22 protein-coding genes and 1 tRNA gene are annotated in these 19,510 nt (G+C 58.6%); 7 read left to right on the forward strand and 16 right to left on the reverse strand.

All coding sequences use genetic code 11. The features are described from left to right. Positions 1 to 166 precede the first annotated feature (166 nt). From FOT55_RS25570 to FOT55_RS05845, 4 genes are all read right to left on the reverse strand, one after another. Positions 167 to 1,027: a hypothetical protein gene (locus FOT55_RS25570; RefSeq protein ID WP_238476092.1), complete on the reverse strand. Its 861-nt coding sequence runs from the start codon at positions 1,025 to 1,027 to the stop codon at positions 167 to 169. Between the two features lie 36 nt (positions 1,028 to 1,063). Next, a complete protein-coding gene (locus FOT55_RS05835) occupies positions 1,064 to 1,546 on the reverse strand; it encodes an Hcp family type VI secretion system effector (protein WP_147823220.1) in 483 nt (160 codons plus the stop codon). A 47-nt stretch (positions 1,547 to 1,593) separates the two neighbouring features. Beyond that, positions 1,594 to 2,076 (reverse strand): Hcp family type VI secretion system effector, encoded by a 483-nt coding sequence (locus FOT55_RS05840; protein WP_147823221.1) that lies wholly within the window; start codon positions 2,074 to 2,076, stop codon positions 1,594 to 1,596. Positions 2,077 to 2,948: 872 nt separating this feature from the next. Beyond that, positions 2,949 to 3,024 (reverse strand) — tRNA-Phe (locus FOT55_RS05845). A gap of 706 nt (positions 3,025 to 3,730) precedes the next feature. On the opposite strand from FOT55_RS05845, the gene speF reads away from it, so the two are divergent. After that, positions 3,731 to 5,896 (forward strand): ornithine decarboxylase SpeF, encoded by a 2,166-nt coding sequence (gene speF / locus FOT55_RS05850; protein ID WP_147823304.1) that lies wholly within the window; start codon positions 3,731 to 3,733, stop codon positions 5,894 to 5,896. A gap of 50 nt (positions 5,897 to 5,946) precedes the next feature. Here speF and mltC read toward each other — a convergent pair whose 3' ends face one another. From mltC to mutY, 3 genes are all read right to left on the reverse strand, one after another. Then, entirely contained in the window at positions 5,947 to 7,023 is a 1,077-nt protein-coding gene (gene mltC / locus FOT55_RS05855; RefSeq protein WP_004937402.1) for a membrane-bound lytic murein transglycosylase MltC, read from the reverse strand. A gap of 63 nt (positions 7,024 to 7,086) precedes the next feature. Next, positions 7,087 to 7,359, reverse strand: coding sequence for an oxidative damage protection protein (locus FOT55_RS05860; RefSeq protein WP_004937404.1), 273 nt, complete (start codon positions 7,357 to 7,359; stop codon positions 7,087 to 7,089). Further along, on the reverse strand, positions 7,356 to 8,456 hold the full coding sequence (mutY, locus tag FOT55_RS05865) for an A/G-specific adenine glycosylase (protein WP_187181931.1): 1,101 nt from the start codon (positions 8,454 to 8,456) through the stop codon (positions 7,356 to 7,358). Before mutY ends, FOT55_RS05860 begins: the two co-directional genes overlap by 4 nt. A 177-nt stretch (positions 8,457 to 8,633) precedes the next feature. Between mutY and trmB the strand changes: the two genes are divergently transcribed. The 5 genes from trmB (at position 8,634) to FOT55_RS05890 (ending at position 12,180) form a co-directional block, all read left to right on the forward strand. Continuing rightward, the gene (gene trmB / locus FOT55_RS05870; RefSeq protein ID WP_043141355.1) at positions 8,634 to 9,353 is read left to right on the forward strand and encodes a tRNA (guanosine(46)-N7)-methyltransferase TrmB; all 720 of its coding nucleotides are present in this window, start codon (positions 8,634 to 8,636) and stop codon (positions 9,351 to 9,353) included. Further along, entirely contained in the window at positions 9,353 to 9,679 is a 327-nt protein-coding gene (locus tag FOT55_RS05875) for a YggL family protein (RefSeq protein WP_019456098.1), read from the forward strand. Before trmB ends, FOT55_RS05875 begins: the two co-directional genes overlap by 1 nt. 289 nt (positions 9,680 to 9,968) lie before the next feature. Continuing rightward, entirely contained in the window at positions 9,969 to 10,892 is a 924-nt protein-coding gene (gene glsB, locus FOT55_RS05880; protein WP_047575480.1) for a glutaminase B, read from the forward strand. Between the two features lie 30 nt (positions 10,893 to 10,922). Then, positions 10,923 to 11,645, forward strand: coding sequence for a YggN family protein (locus FOT55_RS05885; protein ID WP_043141352.1), 723 nt, complete (start codon positions 10,923 to 10,925; stop codon positions 11,643 to 11,645). A gap of 100 nt (positions 11,646 to 11,745) precedes the next feature. Continuing rightward, complete coding sequence (locus tag FOT55_RS05890) at positions 11,746 to 12,180, forward strand: DUF29 domain-containing protein (protein ID WP_016930094.1); 435 nt, start codon at positions 11,746 to 11,748, stop codon at positions 12,178 to 12,180. A gap of 37 nt (positions 12,181 to 12,217) precedes the next feature. Here the strand turns inward: FOT55_RS05890 and hemW are convergent, their stop codons facing one another. From hemW to FOT55_RS05920, 6 genes are read right to left on the reverse strand one after another with little or no spacing between them, the layout of a single operon-like run. After that, a complete protein-coding gene (gene hemW, locus FOT55_RS05895; RefSeq protein ID WP_147823223.1) occupies positions 12,218 to 13,360 on the reverse strand; it encodes a radical SAM family heme chaperone HemW in 1,143 nt (380 codons plus the stop codon). After that, a complete protein-coding gene (locus FOT55_RS05900) occupies positions 13,353 to 13,946 on the reverse strand; it encodes an XTP/dITP diphosphatase (RefSeq protein ID WP_147823224.1) in 594 nt (197 codons plus the stop codon). The genes hemW and FOT55_RS05900 overlap by 8 nt, the downstream gene beginning before the upstream one ends. Before the next feature lie 17 nt (positions 13,947 to 13,963). Continuing rightward, positions 13,964 to 14,254: a DUF167 family protein YggU gene (gene yggU, locus FOT55_RS05905; RefSeq protein ID WP_004948014.1), complete on the reverse strand. Its 291-nt coding sequence runs from the start codon at positions 14,252 to 14,254 to the stop codon at positions 13,964 to 13,966. Next, entirely contained in the window at positions 14,251 to 14,805 is a 555-nt protein-coding gene (locus tag FOT55_RS05910) for a YggT family protein (RefSeq protein WP_084827144.1), read from the reverse strand. The genes yggU and FOT55_RS05910 overlap by 4 nt, the downstream gene beginning before the upstream one ends. A 31-nt stretch (positions 14,806 to 14,836) precedes the next feature. After that, positions 14,837 to 15,658 carry a pyrroline-5-carboxylate reductase gene (gene proC, locus FOT55_RS05915; RefSeq protein ID WP_147823225.1) on the reverse strand — a complete coding sequence of 274 codons (822 nt, stop codon included), beginning with the start codon at positions 15,656 to 15,658 and terminating at the stop codon, positions 14,837 to 14,839. A gap of 19 nt (positions 15,659 to 15,677) precedes the next feature. Beyond that, a complete protein-coding gene (locus FOT55_RS05920) occupies positions 15,678 to 16,385 on the reverse strand; it encodes a YggS family pyridoxal phosphate-dependent enzyme (protein ID WP_025304248.1) in 708 nt (235 codons plus the stop codon). 20 nt (positions 16,386 to 16,405) lie between these two features. Here FOT55_RS05920 and FOT55_RS05925 point away from each other — a divergent pair, with 20 nt between their 5' ends. Continuing rightward, the gene (locus tag FOT55_RS05925) at positions 16,406 to 17,428 is read left to right on the forward strand and encodes a type IV pilus twitching motility protein PilT (RefSeq protein WP_147823226.1); all 1,023 of its coding nucleotides are present in this window, start codon (positions 16,406 to 16,408) and stop codon (positions 17,426 to 17,428) included. Here FOT55_RS05925 and ruvX read toward each other — a convergent pair. From ruvX to gshB, 3 genes are all read right to left on the reverse strand, one after another. Beyond that, a complete protein-coding gene (gene ruvX, locus FOT55_RS05930; RefSeq protein ID WP_025304246.1) occupies positions 17,425 to 17,847 on the reverse strand; it encodes a Holliday junction resolvase RuvX in 423 nt (140 codons plus the stop codon). The two genes, FOT55_RS05925 and ruvX, sit on opposite strands and share 4 nt — an antisense overlap. Continuing rightward, complete coding sequence (locus FOT55_RS05935) at positions 17,847 to 18,410, reverse strand: YqgE/AlgH family protein (protein WP_004937452.1); 564 nt, start codon at positions 18,408 to 18,410, stop codon at positions 17,847 to 17,849. The genes ruvX and FOT55_RS05935 overlap by 1 nt, the downstream gene beginning before the upstream one ends. Before the next feature lie 146 nt (positions 18,411 to 18,556). Then, the gene (gene gshB / locus FOT55_RS05940; RefSeq protein ID WP_147823227.1) at positions 18,557 to 19,507 is read right to left on the reverse strand and encodes a glutathione synthase; all 951 of its coding nucleotides are present in this window, start codon (positions 19,505 to 19,507) and stop codon (positions 18,557 to 18,559) included. Between the last annotated feature and the right edge of the window lie 3 nt (positions 19,508 to 19,510).

The following is a 19,510-nucleotide window of genomic DNA, read 5'->3' on the forward strand; positions in this document are numbered from 1 at the left end:
CACGCTGGCGCAACGGTTGAATCCGATCCGGCAATCTGCCTTGTCATCATCATTGACCATTCTTACCGACAATAAAAATCTTTTGGTCAGCTCGAGGCATTTTTGCCCCCCTGGACTGAATGGCTACCGTTGCGCCACAAGCGTGAAGACCTGCCAGGTTGATCAATCACGGGAGCTTCAAATTGCTGAGATAGTCATACTGGGCTTTCGAAATGTCCAGTTCCCCATCGCTGAAAAAAACTTTTATAAACATATCGCCCTGGCCGACGATATCTACACGCTCGTAGGTTCCCGTTACAAAACGGCGCACGATGGCCTGAATGGTCTCGGCATAGTTAGCAGGAACTGCATTATTATCCGTGACTTTTTGTTCAAATGTAATAGGGTACTCTGCTTGAGGATCGGGGCTGTATTGTGCGCGTTTGGCTGTGCTTTCAAACTTGAAATCATTAAAGGCATTGTGGGTAGAGTTAAACATATCGGCAAGGTTTTTGATATGCGCCGCCATCTGATTCACGACCATGGTTTTATTGGTCACGAAGCGTTTACCCAAATAAGTGCCTGTCACTACAGCGAGCTGGGCGGCATTTCGGCCTAAAATGCTGCCAACGCCAGAACCGGCTCCCGTCCATAATCCCGCGATCAAAACCAGACCGGCCCCGCCTACGGTACTCGATGCGATATTCTCAAAATGCTGAACACGGGCTCCCATTTGCCATGAGGTTCCGGGAAAAGAGACATTAATTCGGTTATCCAGGTGATTAATTCTTCCGCCTGGTCGTTGTCCTGACTCAATAGTATTGGCTGTCAACCGGCGGTTGTTTTCATCTTTGAGTTCACCCAGCGTAAACGCGATCTGGCCGGTCTCCGTTTTTGTTAATCGAAAGACTTCTTCTGGTGACAGAGACCTGACGAGGATCAGCGCCTCATTTAAAATCTCGCGGGTCAAAAAGTTGGCTGACACCCGATTATTCGATTCGTGTTGCGATGTCAGAGCTAGAATTTCATGTGACTTAGGAAATGCCATAACGCCCCCGTCATTACGATATGCACCGTAATATGATTAGCTTTCTTTATTTTGCTTAATATCCCAGCCCATCTGCACCGAAGCCCCTTTATTACCTTGCTTCGCTTGCTCCCAGTATTCCATCGACACTTTACCGGCCTGAAAAGAGTACTCAATGCCTAGCGTGGAACCGTGCTCGACACCGATGAAGTCGGTATGAGTCACCAATACATCTTCCAGGGTAATGCGGGTATATTCCACTTCCTGCCCACCGGCTTTGCAAAGAGACAACTGCACCTTGGCGAGATGTTTACCGGCCGAGCAGTATTTCAATAAGGCAGGTGTCGCTTTATCTATCAGAGCCTGTACGGTCAGATCGCGAAAGTTCACTTTACCCGCACCGCCGCCGCCGCCAACGGCCATATTGCCAGGCTGTCGCGCGCCCCAGTTAAAGGAAAAGACATCGATCCATTGCTTGTGATTCGCATTTTTCGATTCACCATTAATGCCTTCAACTTTTAAAAATATATCCATTGCCATGATTTTATCACCCGATCATTAACGTATTGTTAGGTGCCAGAATGCGCTTAGCTCTCTTTATTCTGCTTGATATCCCAACCAGATTTGCTTTCCGCGCCTTTAGTGCCGCTGCTGCCTTGTTCCCAGTAACTCATGGTGACTTTTGACGCCTGGAAGGCGTAATCAACCACGATCGCATCATTTTGGCCTACACCGTTAAAATCGGTTTGCGTCACCAGAACGTCTTCGAGAACGATTTTGGAATACTCCACCTGGTTGCCGCCCGCTTTGCATACGGAAAGCTCGATTTTCGCGACATGTTTTCCACTGGAACAATATTTGAGAATAGCGGGCGTAGATTTGTCGATAAGGGCTTGAATACGGAGGTCTTGATAATTCACTTTTCCGGAGCCACCCCCGCCGCCAACAGCCATATTTCCTGGCTGTGAAGCGCCCCAGTTAAACGAAAGTACGTCGGTCCATCCTTTATGATTGCTGTCTTGGGACTCGCCCGTCATTCCTTCAACTTTCATATGCATATCAATGGCCATTGTCGCCGGATCCTCCATTATTTCGTGTTGGCAGCGGAATAGGTTAAAAATGCCTTATCAATGGGTAAAATTCAGCATAGCCCTATATGAATGAATTGACAGTAATGTCGTTTTTATTCGGAATGTTCCTAGTTTTTGTGCAATATATTATTATTTAACAATGGGATGCGGTTATATGTTCGTAACTGTCTCCCATCACCGTTCGACAATAAAACACTCAATAAACACGGAATATGAGCGCGTTCGTTTGACGTTCGGGTAGTTGGGGATTAGGGGCGCTCTTTCGAGAGAGTCCACCTGTAATGCGAAGTTACACCCCATCGGATGAAGCGATGGGGAATCCGTACCCCAGAAAGCGAAAAACCCGCCATAGGCGGGTTCTTCTGAATAGGGCGACCGGACTCGGACAACCGGCGCTGGCGCCGCGTTGAACAGCGCTTCAGCGCTGGCCCGCAGGGTGAGGTCTTTAGACCGAATAATCGAACGCAGTTCGATGGAGAGTCCGTACCCCAGAAAGCGAAAAACCCGCCATAGGCGGGTTCTTCTGAATATGGTGCCCGGACTCGGACAACCGGCGCTTGCGCCGCGTTGAACAGCGCTTCAGCGCTGGCCCGTAGGGTGAGGCCTTTGGGCCGAATAATCGAACGCAGTTCGATGGAGAGTCCGCACCCCAGAAAGCGAAAAACCCGCCATAGGCGGGTTATTCTGAATATGGTGCCCGGACTCGGACAACCGGCGCTGGCGCCGTGTTGAACAGCGCTTCAGCGCTGGCCCGCAGGGTGAGGTCTCAGACCGAATAATCGAACGCAGTTCGATGGAGAGTCCGTACCCCAGAAAGCGAAAAACCCGCCATAGGCGGGTTCTTCTGAATATGGTGCCCGGACTCGGAATCGAACCAAGGACACGGGGATTTTCAATCCCCTGCTCTACCGACTGAGCTATCCGGGCAACGGGGCGCATTAAACCGTATTGGCCGGATGGCGTCAATCGCTTTCTGTCACAAAGCCGATCGGTTGCTCTATTTTCAGGCAGATAACCAAAAGGGGAGTGGCGCAGGGAGCCAACGCTACTCAATAAATATGCATATAAAACGTGTATTTATACCACTTTAAAATGCGTGATTTCTTGTTTTTAAATTAAATAACAATTAGTTATGCTTGGTTTAATAGGCGTTCAATCAAGACGATTCTTGCTTGAACCCCGCAACGAATCATGCAATCATTGCGCAAATTTTAGCACTCTCCGTTCCCTGACGGTGTTCCCGCTTCTTATAAGCCAGAGGGTTATTGGCATGACTGGTTTTGTTGCTCAAGCGCTGCTGCGCACCAGACATCTGACGCCGTCACCGTTCCGTCGTTGTTTCCTCCGCACGTCCTCCGCCCGAATACGCCTGCCGGCCATGCGGTAAGGCCGCCTGATGCTCGCTGTTAGGCATGCGTAAAGCCAGCGCTTCTGCCCTGATTTTACTGATGCCTGTCGGATGCTGCCAAGACCAGTTCCCCCGATAGCCGCCTGATGATCCCCCGATCATGAGCCGGTCACGCACGCCGCTTATGCTGCCGTGCCCGGGTATCGCTTTTACCGGGATAACCGCGTTATCTCATTACCGTGCCGGTGGCACACCCTCATCCTTCACCGTTTGAGAGTCAGCATGATGAAAGAATTGAAAATCGCGACCAGCGCCAGCCTGGTCGCCACCATTGAGACGCTGCGCCAGATCGTGCGCGTAGAGCAGACGGACTACACCGACGTGGCGGCGGTGGTGGTGTCGGTCGCCGACGTGGACGCCGGCATTCTGGCGCGCTTGCAGGCGACGGGGTTCGATATTCCGACCTTCGTGGCGGTGGAAGGGGACGAGCATCTTTCCCCGGATTATCTGCCGTTTGTCAGCGGGGTCTTCGCGCTGCTGGCCGGCGCCAGCAAGCCATTCTACATGGCACAGCTGGAGGCCGCCGCCGACGCCTACGAGCAGGCGCTGCTGCCGCCGTTCTTCAAAACGCTGAAGACCTACGTCGAAATGGAAAACTCGACCTTTGCGTGCCCGGGGCATCAGGGCGGAGAGTTCTTCCGCAAACACCCGGCCGGCCGGCAGTTCTTCGATTTCTACGGTGAAACCCTGTTCCGTTCCGATATGTGCAACGCCGACGTCAAGCTGGGCGATCTGCTGATCCACGAAGGATCGGCCAAGGATGCGCAAAAGCACGCGGCGCGGGTGTTCAACGCCGATAAAACCTACTTCGTGCTCAACGGCACCTCGGCGGCCAACAAGGTGGTGACCAACGCGCTGCTGACCCGTGGCGATCTGGTGCTGTTCGATCGCAACAACCACAAATCCAACCACCACGGGGCGCTGATCCAGGCCGGCGCTACGCCGGTCTATCTGGAAACCGCCCGCAACCCGTTCGGCTTTATCGGCGGTATCGATGCGCACTGCTTCGATGAACGCTACCTGCGCGAGCAGATCCGCGAAGTGGCGCCGGAGAAAGTCGCAGCGGCACGGCCGTTCCGGCTGGCGATCATTCAGCTCGGTACCTACGACGGCACGATTTACAACGCTCGCCAGGTGATCGACACCATCGGCCACCTGTGCGATTACATCCTGTTCGACTCCGCCTGGGTGGGCTACGAAGGCTTTATTCCGATGCTGAAAGAGTGCTCGCCGCTGCTGCTGGAGCTGGACGAGCACGATCCGGGCATTTTTGTCACCCAGTCGGTGCATAAACAGCAGGCGGGGTTCTCGCAGACCTCGCAGATCCACAAGAAAGACGACCATATCAAAGGGCAGAAGCGCCACTGCAACCATAAGCATCTGAACAATGCGTTCATGCTGCATGCGTCGACCAGCCCGTTCTATCCGCTGTTCGCCGCGCTGGACGTCAACGCCAAGATGCATGCCGGCGCCGCCGGACGTCGCATGTGGATGGACTGCGTCAAGCTGGGCATCGAGACGCGTAAACAGCTGCTCACGCGCTGCTCGCAGCTGAAGCCGTTTATTCCGCTGCAGGTGGCGGGCAAGGACTGGCAGGATTACGATACCGATCTGATTGCCAACGACGCGCGTTTCTTCACCTTCGTACCGGGGGAAACGTGGCACGGCTTCGAAGGCTATGCCCAGGATCAGTATCTGGTGGATCCGTGCAAGTTGCTGCTGACCACGCCGGGGATTGACGCCGCGACTGGCCAATACACCGAGTTCGGCGTGCCGGCCACCATTCTGGCCAACTTCCTGCGCGAGAACGGCATCGTGCCGGAGAAGTGCGATCTCAACTCGATTCTGTTCCTGCTGACTCCGGCGGAAAACCCGGCCAAGATGGAACAGCTGGTGGAGATGCTGGCGCAGTTCGAGCGCTATGTTGCAGAAGACGCGCCGCTGAGCGTGGTGCTGCCAACGGTATACCGCAAGAACGAGCAGCGCTATCGTGGCTACAGCATTCGCCGGCTGTGCCAGGAGATGCACGATCTGTACGTCAGCTTCGACGTCAAGCAGCTGCAAAAAGAGATGTTCCGCCAGGATCATTTCCCGCCGGTGGTGATGAACCCGCAGGACGCCAACGTGGAGTTTATCCGCGACAACGTCGAGCTGGTGCCGATCGGCCAGGCGGAAGGGCGCATCGCGGCGGAGGGGGCCTTGCCGTACCCGCCGGGCGTGCTGTGCGTGGTGCCGGGCGAAGTGTGGGGCGGCGCGGTGCAGCGCTATTTCCTGGCGCTGGAAGAGGGCATCAACCGCCTGCCGGGCTTCTCGCCGGAGCTGCAGGGGGTCTACATCGAGAAAAAAGATCACGGCTGGAAGCGCATCTTCGGCTATATGATCAAGCCATAGAAAAAGGGCCGGTTCGCACCGGCCCTTCTCATTTATCCACGCGGGAAGCGTTACTTTCTGCGGTAGCTCTTCTGCGCGGTATTTACTTTCACCAGATAGCGGCGCGACTCGGCGGCCGGGTGCTTGGTGGTCAGCGTTTGGTACACGTCGCCCGGCTGCATGCCGTTGATGATGCCCACCGCACGCGTTCTGTCGCTGGAGAACACCCGCAGCACGCTGCCTGCGCCGCCGTTGTAAGCGGTGATCACCGCATAGCGGCGCGAGGTCGGGTTCTGAATGCCGCCCAGGTAGTTGTTCTGCAGGATAGCCAGATAGGCGGTGCCGGTGTCGATGTTGTTCTCCGGATCGAACAGGTAGCTGCGGCTCGGGGTGCCCCATTTGCCGCGCATCTGGAACACATCCTTACCGGCGGTGTGCTGCACCACCTGCATCAGGCCCAGCGCGTCCGAACCGCTCACCGCATACGGGTTGAAGCTCGATTCGGTCTGCATGATAGCCAGGATCAGCGACTCGTCCACGCCGTATTTTTCCGACGCCTTGCGCACCATCGGCAGGTATTTGTGCGCACGTTTGTCCAGGTGGTTCGGCACCAGCTGGATGGTGACCGAGTAGATCACGTGCAGGCCGGAGGTGCGTTTTTGCAGCTTGGTCTGCAGCAGGTAATCGGCGAAGTGCGCCGCGCGCCATTCCCAGCGGATCGGCGCGCCCTTGTTATCCAGCACCTGGCCGTACAGGAACGGCTCTTTGCTGATCTGGATATCGTTGGCGTCGGAATAGAGGTCGATCGAACCCGGATCATCACCCATCAGCAGCGTGCTGATGATCGCCTGGCGCAGGTGCGCAGCCGGATCGGTGGTGGCGATGGTCTCGATGGTAATGGCGCCGGTGTCGAAGTTGATGTGGCTGCGGGTTTGGTATTGGTCGGTATATTTAACGTAGTCTTTCGGCCCGGCGATCAGAACTTCATTCAGACCCCAGATGTTCTCGATGTTGTGGGCAAATTGGCCCATCAGAATGTCGAAGCCGTTGGTATCTTTGATCCAGGCTTCGTTGATTTCTTCACTTTTTTTGCCGGAACAGGAGATCAGCAAAGGCGCTATTACGAGCAAAGCTAAAATTTTCTTCATCTTAAAGCCGTTTGGAAGAAGTATAAGAGGATTGAAGCGGGCCAGCGCCTGGCCCCAACAGCATTATTCGCTCGGCGGCGTATAGCCTTCGATGTGTACGTCGTGCCCTTCGAACAGGAACTTGATCATTTCCTCTTCCAGCAGCTTGCGGTCATCCACGTTCATCATGTTCAGCTTCTTCTCGTTGATCAGCATGGTCTGCTTCTTCATCCACTCGCCCCAGGCTTCCTTGGAGATCTCGTTGTAGATGCGCTTGCCGACGTCGCCGGGATAAAGCTGGAAGTCCTGGCCTTCGGCGTCGCGCTGCAGGAAAGTACAAAAAATGGTGCGGCTCATGCTAATTCCTCATCGATGGCGCTATCGCCATATAAGTTTTGTTGGATCGGGGGCTGCTTCGCCAGCTGTTGCAACAGGCGATCTACCGGCGCTGCCAGCCCGACCGACGGCGGCTGCGCTAAGTTATACCAGAGACCCGCGCCCTCATCCATGCCGCTGCCCGCCGCGTCGAGCGACAGCCACATCGGCACAATATCGAGATGGAAATGGCTGAACGTGTGGCGAAACGCGGTCAGCTGTTCCAGGCGCTTGCCTTTCAGACCGCGCTGCTGCAGCCAGAGTTCCAAATCCACGCGCGCGCTGAACTGCGGGAAGCAGAACAGGCCGCCCCACAGGCCCACCGCCGGGCGCTGTTCCAACCACACGCGGTCACCGTGCTGCAGCAATAAGAAGTAGGCGGTTTTTTCCGGCAGGGTCTGCTTGGGTTTCTTGCCGGGGTAGTTGACCCAGCTGTGATTGGCGTAAGACAGGCAGCCGACGTTGAGCGGGCAGAGTTCACACTTGGGCTTGGAGCGGGTGCAGACCATGGCGCCCAGATCCATCATCGCCTGGTTGAACTGGCCGACGCCCTGGGCCGGGGTGACTTCTTCGCTGATTTTCCACAGCCGGTTTTCGACCTCTTTCTTGCCCGGCCAGCCTTCCACCGCGTAGCAGCGGGCCAGCACGCGCTTCACGTTGCCGTCGAGGATCGGATAGTGTTGGCCCAGCGCCAACGACAGCACCGCGCCGGCGGTAGAGCGGCCAACGCCCGGCAAATCGGCGATTTCTGCGAAGGTTGTCGGGAACTCGCCGCCGTGCTGTGCGACAATGGTCTGCGCAGCCTTGTGCAGGTTACGGGCGCGGGCGTAATAGCCGAGACCGGTCCACAGATGCAGCACTTCGTCCAGCGGGGCCTCCGCCAGCGCGCGCACGTTAGGAAAACGGGCCATAAAGCGCTGAAAATAAGGAATGACGGTGGCAACCTGGGTCTGTTGCAACATCACCTCGGAGAGCCATACTTGATAGGCAGTTTTTTCCAGCTGCCACGGCAGAGTCTTGCGACCGTAGCGCTGATACCAGTCAAGCACCACCTGTGCGAATTGTTGTGCTTGCATCATGGGCAGCGTCGTTATCCGGCAGAAAATGAAGCGAGATTGCAGCATAGAGTCATGGTGCTGTAAACCGGAACTTTCCGACGCCGCACGGCGGGTACAGAAGATGAACACTTGCTAAACCAATGTATCTTTGCATAATGCGCGTTTCCCTAATTGGCAGCCAAACAGACAGAAAGCACTATGATTAATGACGTCATCTCCCCGGAATTTGATGAGAACGGCCGCGCGATGCGCCGTATCCGCAGTTTTGTTCGCCGCCAGGGGCGGCTGACCAAAGGCCAGCAGCACGCGCTGGAGAACTATTGGCCGGTGATGGGCGTGGAGTATCAGACTGACGCTGTCGATCTCACCGCGCTGTTTGGCCGCGAAGCGCCGACGGTGCTGGAGATCGGTTTTGGCATGGGCGCCTCGCTGGTGACCATGGCGGGTAACAACCCGCAGCAGAACTTTTTAGGGATCGAAGTGCACTCGCCGGGCGTGGGCGCCTGCCTGGCCGACGCCCACGAGGCGAAGCTGAGCAACCTGCGCGTGATGTGCCACGATGCGGTTGAAGTGCTGGAAAACATGATCCCGGACGGCTCGCTGGACATGGTGCAGCTGTTCTTCCCCGATCCGTGGCACAAGGCGCGCCACAACAAGCGCCGCATCGTGCAAACGCCGTTTGTCGAACTGGTGCTGCGCAAGCTGAAGACCGGCGGCGTCTTCCACATGGCCACCGATTGGCAACCTTATGCGGAACATATGTTAGAGGTTATGAACGGAGTCGCAGGCTACCGTAATCTTTCCAGCGATAATGATTACGTGCCGCGTCCGGATTCGCGCCCACTGACGAAATTTGAATTACGCGGCCAGCGCCTGGGACATGGCGTTTGGGACTTGATGTTTGAGAGGAAAGAATAATGGCTAAGAACCGCAGTCGTCGTTTACGTAAAAAGTTGCACATTGAAGAATTTCAGGAGCTGGGTTTCTCCGTAGCCTGGCGCTTCGCCGAAGGCACGTCGGTGGAAGACATCGACAGCACGCTGGATACCTTCATCGATGAAGTGATCGAGCCGAACGGCCTGGCGTTTGACGGCAGCGGCTACCTGCAGTGGGAAGGTCTGATCTGCCTGCAGAAGATCGGCCACTGCACCGACGAGCAGCGCGAGCTGGTGAAAAACTGGCTGGAAGCGCGCAAACTGACCGACGTTAAGGTCAGCGATCTGTTCGATATCTGGTGGGATTGATCGCGCTTGCCCGATGAGCGCGGCTTCGCGCCGCTTATTTCCCCCTAAATAATTGGATTTGCATCACGGCGGCAAGAGTGTGAGTCCCCAGGAGCTTACTTCAGTAAGTGACTGGGGTGAAAAATCTGCCGGGAGCAGATTTAAACGCTGCTTGCAGCGGCCCCGAAGGGGTGAGGCCCACGGATGGGCCGAGTAACTGCGCAGCCAACACAGATGCGGATTCAAGTATGACGGGGATGGATTTAAGGTGCCTTAACGGCGCCTTTGTTTTGCCCGGAGTGTGACCGAGGTGGTAACAACATTGGATAACGCGTTGCTGGAAGAGATCCTGCAACAGGTGCGCCCGCTGATTGGCCAGGGAAAAGTGGCCGACTACATCCCGGCGTTGGCGGAAGTGCCCGCCGATCGGCTGGCGATCGCCGTGTGTACGGTGGATGGCGAACTGTTCCAGGCCGGCGACGCCGCGGAGCGCTTCTCCATCCAGTCGATCTCCAAAGTGCTGAGCCTGACGCTGGCGCTGACGCGCTATCAGGAGCATGAGATCTGGCGGCGCGTCGGCAAAGAGCCTTCTGGCCTGCCGTTCAATTCGCTGCTGCAGCTGGAGATGGAGCAGGGCAAACCGCGCAATCCGTTTATCAACCCCGGCGCGCTGGTGGTGTGCGACATGCTGCAAACCCGGCTCAGCGCCCCCAAACAGCGCATGCTGGAGGTGGTGCGTCAGTTGGCCGGTGAAGACGACCTGGCCTATGACCTGCGGGTGGCGCGCTCCGAGTTCGAACACTCCGATCGCAATGCGGCCATCGCCTATCTGATGAAGTCGTTCGGCAACTTCGAGAACGATGTGATTACCGTGCTGCAAACCTATTTCCACTACTGCGCGCTGCGCATGAGCTGCGTGGAGCTGGCGCGCAGCTTCGTCTATCTGGCCAATCACGGCCGCGATCTCAGCGGCGAGGCGGTGATCAGCCCGCTGCAGGCCCGGCAGATCAACGCCCTGATGATGACCAGCGGCATGTACGACGGCGCCGGCGAATTCGCCTATCGGGTGGGGATGCCGGGCAAGTCCGGCGTGGGCGGCGGCATCGTGGCCATCGTGCCGGGCGAGCTGTCGATCGTCGTCTGGTCGCCGGAGCTGGATGCCTCCGGCAACTCACTGGCGGGAACTGCGGCGCTGGAACTGTTGTCTCAACGTATCGGTCGTTCGATTTTTTAATCCCAATCTGGATGGGAGTCAGGAGAAGCTATGTTGAAGAAAACCGGGTTAGCCTTACTGCTGCTGGCGGCGACTGCCGCACAGGCCCACGCTGAGTACCAATGCAGCGTTAAACCCCAGGATGATGTGATCATCAGCCCGCAGAGCGTGCAGGTGAAAGGCGCCAGTGGCGACCTGCAAATATCGCCGGATGGCGACGTGATCCGCAACGGCCAGGCGCTAAGCTTGAACGACAGCCAGCGGCAGAAAGCCTTCAGTTACCAGAGCGCCTTGCGCAAGCAGCTGCCGTGGATCGACGACGGCGCGCAGAAACACCTGGAGAAAGCCCGCTCGGCGCTGGATAAGGTGATCGTTAAAGAGCTGGGCAGCAACAGTAACGTGCGCAACCGGCTGACCACCCTGAATGGCCAACTGAAACAGCAGATGAACCGCATCATCGAACACCGCAGCGACGGTCTGACCTTCCACCACCAGGCGATTGACCAGGTGGAACAGGACGGCCGCAACATCGTGCAGCAGAGCATGGGCGGGGTGCTGCAGGACAGCCTGAACGAGATGGGCGTCAAACAGGCCGCCAACAGCGGCGGCAACCCGCTGCAGGCGATCATGGGCAACCTGGGCGGCTTGCAGAAGGCGATCCAGAACGAATGGAACAACCAGGAGCAGGACTTCCAGAACTTCGGCCACGATGTGTGCAACCGCGTCACCGCACTGGAAACCCAGCGCAAGGATCTGCTCAAGGCGTTGAAGTGAAATAAGAATCTTCTTGGTAGATCGTTTTTTGACCTTCTGAAGCTTATCTGACAGACTGATCAAACTACGTACAGATTTATGGATGTTTACGGAGGACGCTATGAGCCATACACGTTACGAAACCGATGTTGTCGCCTGGGCAAATGAACAGGCCGCTCTTTTGCGCTCCGGAAAATTGTCTGAGATCGATATTGAAAAGATCGCCGAGGAGATTGAGGACGTGGGGAAGAGCGAGCAAAGGGAACTTGCTAGCCGGATGACGGTGCTGATTGCACATTTGCTTAAATGGAAATATCAGCCGGCCAGGCGCGGAACCAGCTGGGAAAGAACGATTAAAGCGCAGCGCAAAGAGGTGCTTTACAGCTTGAAAGAGTCGCCCAGCCTAAAAGGTAAACTGAGCGATGCCGATTGGCTGGATGTCGTCTGGTCGAAGGCCGTTGCGCTCGCCACAGCCGAAACCGGGCTGGATGTGTATCCGGAAAACGGCATCTGGGAAACTCAGCAGATTCTGTCTCAGACGTTTTACCCGGATTAACACCAATAAAAAAGCGCTGATCATTCAGCGCTTTTTTTTACTCGTCGTCCGCCAGGAACAGTTCCAGCAGCGAGTTGAGGAACAGTTTGCCCTTCTCGGTGATCTGCCAGTGCTCTGCGGTTTCCTCCAGATAACCTTTGGCCAGCGCTTCGTCCAGCTGCGGGCGAATGACGCTTTCCGCCAGCCCGGTGTAGTTGACGAAGTCGGCGCGCGGCGCGGCTTCCAGCAGGCGGAAGCGGTTCATGAAGAACTCGAACGGCCGATCCGCCGCCGCCACCTCATGCTGCTTGTCCATGTAGTCGCCGCGCATAAAGCCGCGCGGGTGCTTGGTCTTGGCGGTGCGCAGGATGCGCCCGTCGCTGAAGGTCACCTTGCCGTGCGCGCCGCAGCCGATCCCCAGATAGTCGCCGAAGCGCCAGTAGTTGAGATTGTGCTGGCATTGGTAGCCCGGCTTGGCGTAGGCCGAGGTTTCATACTGCTGGTATCCGGCGGCGCTCAGCAGCTGGTGGCCGCGCTCGAAGATGTCCCACAGCGCGTCGTCGTCCGGCAAGACCGGCGGGCGTGAGCTGAACAGGGTGTTCGGCTCGATGGTCAGCTGATACCACGACAGGTGCGGCGGATTGAGGGCGATCGCCTGGCGCAGATCGTCCAGCGCCTCTTCCAGCGACTGATCCGGCAGGCCGTGCATCAGATCGAGGTTGAAGCTGCGCAGGCCAAGGCCGGTCGCCAGCGTCGCCGCGCGTTTGGCTTCTTCCGGGCCGTGGATGCGCCCCAGGCGGGTCAGCTTCTCGGTGCTGAAGCTTTGCACCCCAATGGAGATGCGGTTGACGCCGGCGCGCTGGTAGCCGCTGAAGCGATCGGCTTCCACGGTGCCGGGGTTAGCCTCCATGGTGATTTCGGCGTCGTCGGCGACGCGAATGCGCGCCCGCACGCCGTCCAGCAAGGCCTGCATCGCCTCGGCGCTCAGCAGGCTGGGGGTGCCGCCGCCGATAAAGATAGTGCTGATTTCCCGGCCGCCGGCCAGCGGCAGGTCGGCATCCAGATCCGCCAACAGATGATCGACGTACTCCTGATGCGGTACGTCACCCTTCAGCGCATGGGAGTTGAAGTCGCAGTACGGGCATTTCTGCACGCACCACGGGATGTGGATGTAGAGACTCAGCGGGGGCAGTTTAAGCATTGCGCATGGCTTCCAACATCAGCTTCAGCGCCTTGCCGCGGTGCGAAATCGCCCGTTTCTCGTCGCGGCTCAGCTCGGCGGCGGTGCGGCTCAGTTCCGGCACGTAGAAGACCGGATCGTAACCGAAGCCACCTTCACCGGCGGCCTGTTCGGTGATTTCGCCGGCCCAACTGCCGTGGAACACCAGCGGCGTCGGGTCTGCCGCATGGCGCAGATAGACCAGCACGCAGTGGAATTGCGCGCCGCGCCGGCCCGGCGCCACGTCTTTCATCGCCGCCAGCAGCTTGTCGAGGTTCTGCCGATCGTCGGCGTCTTCACCGGCGTAGCGTGCGGAGTAGATGCCCGGCGCGCCGCCCAGCGCGTCGACCGCCAGACCGGAGTCGTCGGCGATCGCCGGCAGGCCGGTGACCTGTGCCGCATGGCGCGCTTTCAGAATGGCGTTTTCGATAAACGTCAGGCCGGTCTCTTCGGCGGATTCCACGCCCAGATCGGTTTGCGCGACCACGTCCAGGCCGAAATCGGCCAACAGGTCGGCAAGTTCGCGCACTTTGCCCGGGTTACCGGTGGCAAGAACGACTTTTTGCATAATGACTACCTTGAAAATTATTCGATGAGCGCCGCGACCACGGCGGGGATCTGTTGCGGATTCACGATGCGTAACTGTTTATGCCGCCCCAGTTCGCCTTTCTCGATGGTGACGTTGCTTTTCGCCACTTTGAACTGCTTGGCGATAAACTTGATCAAATGGGCGTTGGCTTGGCCGTCGACCGGCGGGGCGGTGATGGCGACTTTTAGTTCGTCGCCATGCAAGCCGATAATTTGGTCGCGGCTGGCTTTCGGCTGAATATATAGCCTGATCGCCAGCCCGTCCAGCACCGGAGTGACGGCACTCACAGCAGGAACCAGATCTCGCCGAACAGATCCATGCCCAGGTAGTTGATCAGATAGAGGATCAGGATCACCACCATGGCGGAAAAGTCGATACCGCCCATCGCCGGAATGATGCGACGGATCGGCGCCATCAACGGTTCGGTCAGCTGGTACATCACGTAGTCGATCGGGCTGCGGCCCTGACTGATCCAGCTCATCAGCGCACGAATGATCATCACCCAGAAGATCAGGTAGCCGGCGGATTTCACCAGCGAGATCAGGCCAAACAGCAGGTTATAGGGGCTGAGCGACATCGCACCGCCCTGGATCAGCAGCAGCAGCGGGTACTTGATGGTCATCAGCAGGAACGCCAGCAGCAGCGAAGCGCTGTCGATAGGCCCCAGCGACGGAATGATGCGGCGCAGCGGGCCGACGATCGGCTGAGTGATCTTCACCACAAACTGCGAGAACGGGTTGTAAAAATCGGTGCGCGTCCATTGCATCCAAATGCGCAGCAACAGCACCATCACGTACAGATCAATAACGGTCTTGACCAGGAAAGTCAGCGTTAGCATGAAGTGGTCCTTCTCCTTAACTCATGGTTATTTAAAATAATTTTTCCATCTCTTGGGCACGAGAAACGGCGGCCTGCATCGCTTGCGCCACGGTTTCCGGCAGTTGGCGTTCGTTGAACACCCGCAGCGCTTCGGCGGTGGTGCCGCCTTTGGAAGTCACCTGCTCGCGCAGCGTGCCCAGCGGCGTATCCGGGTTGGCTTCCACCAGCGCGGCGGCGCCGGAAGCGGCCTGCTGCACCAGATCGCGCGCGGTCTGGCTGTCGAAGCCCATGCGTTCGGCCTCTTTTTGCATCGCTTCCATAAACAGGAAGAAATAAGCCGGGGCGCTGCCCGCTGCGGCGATCACGCCGTTGATGCCATTTTCGTCATCTACCCAGCAAACTTTACCGACCGACGCCATTAAATCGCCGGTGTAGTCGCGATCCTGTTGGCTGACCTGCTCCGGCGCGTACAGCCCGCTCATGCCCTTGCCGACCAGCGACGGGGTGTTGGGCATGATGCGCACGATGTCCAGCTGGTCGCCGAGCAGCTGATAGAAACGGCTGACCTGAATACCGGCGGCGATCGACAGCACCAGTTTGCCGCCGAAATCGACCTGTTCGCGCAGCGGCTGACACACGTCGGCCATCATCTGCGGTTTGACCGCCAGCACCACCACCTCGGCTTCACGCGCGCAGGCGACGTTGTCGCCGCTGCTGACGATGCCGTAGTCCGCCGCCAGCGCGTCACGGTTTTTCGCCGAAGGGGCGCAGACGCTGATGGATTTGGCCGGATAGCCGCCCGCCACCAGGCCGGCGATGATTGCACGCGCCATGTTGCCGGCGCCGATAAAGGTAATCTTGCGATGTTGCATCAAATCCCTCGTCTGTTTGTCAGGCCTGCGAGTAGTCGCGGGCGCCAAAAATTGCGGTGCCGATGCGCACCAGGGTGCTGCCTGCGGCAATCGCTGCCGCCATATCGTCCGTCATGCCCATCGACAGCGTATCGGCCTGCGGATAACGCTGGCGCAGGGCGAGAAAGGCGTCGTTCATCTGGTTGAATACCGCCAACTGCCGCTGGTAATCCGCTTCCGGCGCCGGGATGGCCATCAGGCCGCGCAGCGTCAGGTTCGGCAGCGCAGCGAGCGCCTCGGCCAGCGCCGGCAGTTCGCTTAATGCAATGCCGGATTTGCTCTGCTCATCGCTGATGTTGATTTGAATCAGCACGTTGAGCGGCGGCAGGTCGGCCGGGCGCTGATCGCTCAGGCGCTGGGCGATGCGCAGCCGATCCACGGTATGACACCAGGCGAAATGTTCCGCCACCAGCCGACTCTTATTGGATTGCAGCGGGCCGATAAAGTGCCACACCAACTCACCGCCCTGAGGCGACTCGGCGAAATGCCGGATCTTGTCTACCCCTTCCTGCACGTAGTTCTCGCCGAAGGCGCGCTGGCCGGCGGCGATGGCTTCTTCGATCGCCGCCACAGGTTTGGTTTTGCTGACTGCAAGCAGAGCAACTTCTTCTGGCGCCCGCGCGCAGTTTTGCGCGGCGGCCGCGATGCGGTTTCTGACATCCTGCAGGTTCTGTTGGATAGTGCTCATTATTGACCCGGGAGAGTGATATGGATATCGATGAATTCGTGGCCCTTAGTGTAAAGCATAATGCTTCCGATCTGCACCTTTGTGCCGGTCATCCGCCGATGTTGCGCATCGACGGTGAACTGCAGCCGCTGGCGGCGGCGCCAACGCTGACGGCACAAGGCGTGCAGGCCCTCTGCGACGGATTGCTGAATGCGCAGCAGCGCGAGAGCCTGCGGCGGCTGGGGCAGGTCGATCTGGCGCTGCACAGGCCGAGTGGAGAGCGGCTGCGTGCCAACGTTTTTCAGCAAAGCGCGGGGATGTCTCTCGCGTTGCGGCGCATCGCCGGGCAGTCGCCCTCGCTTGCCGAGCTGGCAGCGCCGGCCATCGTGCCGGCGCTGCTGCGGCGCGACGATGGGCTTCTCCTGATCACCGGCGCCACCGGCAGCGGCAAGTCCACCACGCTGGCGGCGATGATCGACGAGATCAACCGGCACCAGCAGCGGCACATTTTGACGCTGGAGGATCCGATTGAATTCCTGCACCGCAGCCGGCGATCGCTGATCCAGCAGCGGGAGATCGGCCGCGACAGCCACAGCTTTGATGCGGCGTTGCGCGCCGCGCTGCGCGAAGATCCGGATGTGATCCTGCTGGGCGAGCTGCGCGATACCACCACCATCCGGCTGGCGCTCACCGCGGCGGAGACCGGCCACCTGGTGCTGGCGACGCTGCACACCCGCAGCGCGTCGCAGGCAGTGGAACGGTTAGTGGACGTGTTTCCGGCGGAAGAAAAACCCTATGTGCGCGCCCAGCTGGCCGGCAGTCTGCAGGCGGTGATCGCGCAAAAGCTGATGAGGCGGCCCGGCGGCGGACGCGTGGCGATCTTCGAAGTGCTGACGGCGACGGCGGCGGTCAGCAACCTGATCCGCGAAGGGAAAACACATCAGTTGGCGAGCGTGTTGCAAACCGGCGCACAGTCCGGCATGCAAACCTTTGAGCAAGGTTTGCAGCAGCGGATTGACGCCGGTGTGTTGGGGGACTGTGCGGGGGAGGGAACGGGTGTTTAGCCCAGCTGCCGTTCGAACCAGCTCTCGAGGATCACTACCGCGGAGGCGGAATCCACGCTGCCTTTATCAAGGGCGCGGAAGCCGCCGCGGTCGAACAGGTTGGCGCGCGCTTCCACGGTGCTCAGGCGCTCGTCATGCAGATCGATCTGGATGCCGAAGCGGCCGTGCAGGCGGTTGGCGAACTTGCGCGCCTGGGCGGTAACGGGTTGTTCGGTGCCGTCCATGTTCAGCGGCAGGCCGACCACCACCAAATCCGGCTGCCACTCCTTCAGCAGTTTTTCAATTTTCAGCCAGTCCGGCGAGCCGTCCTGCGCTTTGAAGGCCGGCAGAGCGCGGGCGCTGCCGGTCAACTCCTGGCCGATGGCCGCGCCAATGCTTTTGGTGCCGAAGTCGAAGGCGATAATGGTGCGGTTGCTCATCAGGCGTGTCCTGCGTGGTTGGCGATGCTGCGAATGTCGATACCCAATAGGTTCCCCGCCTCGCGCCAGCGGCTGGCGATCGGCGTGCGGAACAAAATGTCGGTGTTGGCTTCGATGGTCAGCCAGGCGTTTTCCAATACTTCCTGCTCCAACTGGCCCTTTTCCCAGCCCGCATAACCCAGCGCCACCAGCACGTCGTCCGGTTGCTCTGGCGTGCCGAGCGTTTCCAGCACGTCTTTCGAGGTGGTGATCATGGTGTTGGGCGAAATTTGAATGCTGGCGCCGAAGCCGTGGCGCGGCGTATGCAGGATAAACCCGCGATCGTCCGCCAGGGGGCCGCCGGCGAACACCGGCTTGTCCAGGCTGATGGCCGGATCGCGCGCAGGCGGCATGATCTTCAGCTTGCTCAGCACCGTGGCTACCGTGAACTGCTCCACCGGTTTATTGATCACCAAACCCATGGCGCCTTCTTCATTGTGCTCGCAAATGTAAATCACCGAGCGCTTGAAGCGAGGATCCTGCAGGGTGGGCATGGCGATCAGAAAATGGTGCTGTAAATTCATGGCGTTAGTATAAGGTAATCAATGGGTGAGAAAATAAACAGCCGCCAGTATGCGGCTATACCCGCCGCCTTTCAAGCCGTTGCCGAAAGGCGCGCTTTGGCGGGCGCGATGCAGGTTAGCGGGCGGCAGGCCGCCCGCATGACGCATTACTTCGCCGCCAGGCGCTTTTCAATCGCGTCCATCAGCATGCCGGTAATCGAGATCGGGAATGCCGCCTCAATTTCGCGTGCGCAGGTTGGGCTGGTCACGTTGATCTCGGTCAGGCGATCGCCGATCACGTCCAGGCCGACGAAGATTAGCCCTTTCTCTTTCAGCGTCGGGGCGACGGTGCGGGCGATTTTCCAGTCGCTTTCGCTCAGCGGACGCGCTTCGCCACGGCCGCCGGCCGCCAGATTGCCGCGGGTCTCGCCCTGCGCCGGAATGCGCGCCAGGCAGTAAGGCACCGGCTCGCCGTCCACCACCAGGATGCGTTTGTCGCCGTCCTTGATCGCCGGCAGGAAGTTCTGCGCCATGCAGAAACGGCTGCCGTGTTCGGTCAGGGTTTCGATGATCACCGACAGGTTGGGATCGTCCTGCTTCACGCGGAAGATAGACGCGCCGCCCATGCCGTCCAGCGGTTTCAGGATGATGTCGCCGTGCTGCTGGTGGAATTTGCGGATGTGCGCGGCGCTGCGGCTGACCAGCGTATCCGGCGTCAGCTCAGGGAACCAGGCGGTGAACAGCTTCTCGTTGCAGTCGCGCAGGCTTTGCGGCTTGTTGACCACCAGCGTGCCTTTGACTTCGGCGCGCTCCAGAATGTAGGTCGCGTAGATGTATTCGGTATCGAACGGCGGATCCTTGCGCATCAGGATCACGTCCAGATCGTGCAGCGCCAGATCCTGCTCGGCGCCGAAGCTGAACCAGTTCTCCTTGTCTTCCTTCACGCTAAGCAGGCGGGTGCGGGCGCGCCCGTCACCGGCCTGCAGATAGAGATCGTTCATCTCCATGTAGTGCAATTCGTAACCGCGGCGCTGCGCTTCGAGCAGCATGGCGAAGCTGGTGTCTTTCTTGATGTTGATGGAATCGATAGGGTCCATCACGATGCCGAGCTTAATCATCTT

This window comes from Serratia bockelmannii (assembly GCF_008011855.1).
In the GTDB taxonomy this organism is placed as follows: Bacteria; Pseudomonadota; Gammaproteobacteria; order Enterobacterales; family Enterobacteriaceae; genus Serratia; species Serratia bockelmannii.